The 2,449-nt window shown below is 63.9% G+C and carries 3 protein-coding genes; 1 reads left to right on the top strand and 2 read right to left on the bottom strand.

The window, feature by feature from the left end; genetic code table 11:
* The coding region (gene mnmA, locus ACDELDRAFT_RS21375) for a tRNA 2-thiouridine(34) synthase MnmA (RefSeq protein ID WP_005800395.1) at positions 1-929 on the bottom strand (929 nt) is incomplete at its 3' end.
* 265 nt (positions 930-1,194) lie between these two features.
* Positions 1,195-1,992: a class I SAM-dependent methyltransferase gene (locus tag ACDELDRAFT_RS21370; protein WP_005800394.1), complete on the bottom strand. Its 798-nt coding sequence runs from the start codon at positions 1,990-1,992 to the stop codon at positions 1,195-1,197.
* Positions 1,993-2,267: 275 nt separating this feature from the next.
* On the opposite strand from ACDELDRAFT_RS21370, the gene ACDELDRAFT_RS21365 reads away from it, so the two are divergent.
* Positions 2,268-2,449 (top strand): LysR family transcriptional regulator (locus ACDELDRAFT_RS21365; protein WP_005800393.1); only part of this gene is annotated, 182 nt, incomplete at its 3' end.

Below are 2,449 nucleotides of genomic sequence, written 5' to 3'. Positions count from 1 at the left end.
GCGTCCTGCGCATCGAGCCGGTGCGACAGCAGCCAGGGGTGGTCGTGCCCCTGCACCACGCGCAGCACGTTTTTTTCCAGATCCTTGCGCGCCACAAACCAGGGTTCGTGCTCACCCACGCCGCGCTGGCCGCGCTCCTGGGCCGCCTTCAATTCGGCGCCCTTGGCCTTCACGCCACCGATGCCCAGGCCCTGGCGCTGGCCCAGCGTGTAGAAACTCAGGCCCACATGCCGGCCCAGCGTGCGCCCCCGGTCGTCCTGCATGGGGCCGGGCGCGTGGCTGATGTAGCGGTTGAGAAACTCGCGAAACGGCCGCTCGCCAATGAAGCAGATGCCGGTCGAATCCTTCTTCTTGGCGTTGGGCAGGCCGATCTCGGCGGCAATGCGGCGCACCTCGGCCTTGTGCAGTTCGCCCACGGGGAACAGCGTTTTCGAAAGCTGGGCCTGGTTCAGCCGGTGCAGAAAGTAGCTCTGGTCCTTCGAAGGGTCCAGCCCCTTGAGCAGCTCGAACAGCCCGGTGGCGGCGTTCTGGCGCACACGCGCGTAATGGCCCGTGGCGATCTTCTCGGCGCCCAGGCGCATGGCGTGGTCGAGAAAGGCCTTGAACTTGATCTCGGCGTTGCACAGCACATCGGGGTTGGGCGTGCGCCCGGCCTGGTACTCGCGCAGAAACTCGGCGAACACGCGGTCCTTGTACTCGGCGGCGAAGTTGACGTGCTCGATCTCGATGCCGATCACATCGGCCACGGCGGCCGCGTCCACGAAGTCGATGTTGGACGAGCAGTACTCACTGTCGTCGTCATCTTCCCAGTTCTTCATGAAGATGCCGACCACCTCATGGCCCTGTTGCTTGAGAAGGTAGGCAGTGACGGCGGAGTCCACGCCACCCGAGAGGCCGACGACAACGCGCTGTTTGGTAGGGGCAGTCATTGCCTCGATTGTATTTTTTATGTGCTGACCGGTTTGAGCCGGTGTGCAGAACGCGTAGCGACCCGGAAGGCATAGACGCTAGGGTTCAGGCTCGGCTGCTATCGGCCAGGAGCGGCCCGTTACACATTCTGTTGAACTGGCCACGGAGCGCTATTGATCGCGCGCAGCCTCCACCCTGCGTTGCCGGTGCTGTCCGGAGTGGAACGCCGCACGCCGCATGCCTAACGGCGGCGCGCTGCGCCTTGGTACGGCGCAACGGGCAGGGTCATTTCTTCGTTCCCCGGGTCATCAGGTAGTGCTGACGCACCACGTTGTTCTCAAAGTAACGTGCGACGAAGCCGTCGAGCTCCGCCCTGAAGGCCGCGAGCTTGGCCGGATCGTCCTTCAAGGTGGCAACCAGTTTCACGACGGGGCCCAGCGTTTCCTCGATGCCCTTGCGATAGTGCTGCGGACTCAATGCAGGAAACAACATGACCGAGCGATCGAACACGATGTCCGCCACGGCATCGCCGAGCCGCTGGCGGATGATGTTGGGGTCGCCCCATTGCGGCGGCGGGGCTGCGCCCGGAGGTGGAGGGATGAATTTGCCGACCAGTGCGAACATCTGCCCCACGTAGTGTTCCGGCGGCCAGGTGGAAAACGCGATGGTGCCGCCTGGCTTGAGCACACGCAGCATCTCGGCAATGGTGACGTCCGGCCTTGGCGCAAACATGTGACCGAACTGGCTGACCACCACATCGAAAGTTGAGCTTTCGAAGGGCAGGGCTTCGACGTCGCCCTCTCTGAATTCAATCTCGACGCCGGCAAGTGCCGCATGCTGCCTGCCGTGCTGGATCAGTACCGGAGAAAGGTCGAGCGCGTGGACCTTCGCGCCTGCGCGCGCTGCAGTGAGTGCCACCACGCCAGTGCCGCAGCCAACATCGAGCACGACCTGTCCCGCTCGTATGCGCGCGTGCTTGGCGAGTTCCGCGGCCGTTGCTGTGGTGACGGCTTCGAGCGGCGCGAAGAGCGACCATCCTTCTCGCTGGATGGCCTTAAGCTGGGCAAACGGATCGTTTGACACGGCGAACTCCTTCCTTGACCGGAGACTGAGACAGCGATTGTTTACCTTTGACTGCGGGCTTGCAAGAAACCAAGAACCACACCCTCTTTTGACCTCGGGAGCAATCGGGCGCCATGTCCGCTTTGGGCCCATAGCTGCCCCCTGTGGCAGAGTGAACCGCTCACATCCAATTCGACCCAGGTTTTCGCCGCCAAAACACTGGCGAACTTCCCTGACAACCCGACTCCAGCGCAAAGGCCCGTGGGTCGCTTGGCGCACTGTGCGACCATCGCCCCATGGAACTGCGCCAACTCCGCTACTTCGTCCGCATCGTCGAACTCGGCTCCATGGGCCGCGCTGCCATCGACCTGGGCATGGTGCAGTCGGCGCTGAGCCAGCAGATCAGCCGGCTGGAGGGCGAACTGGCCACGCGGCTGCTGCAGCGCACCGCCAAGGGCGCCGTGCCGACCGAGGCGGG

This window comes from Acidovorax delafieldii 2AN (genome assembly GCF_000175235.1).
In the GTDB taxonomy this organism is placed as follows: domain Bacteria; phylum Pseudomonadota; class Gammaproteobacteria; order Burkholderiales; family Burkholderiaceae_C; genus Acidovorax; species Acidovorax delafieldii_B.
This window is presented reverse-complemented; position numbering and strand designations above follow the sequence as displayed.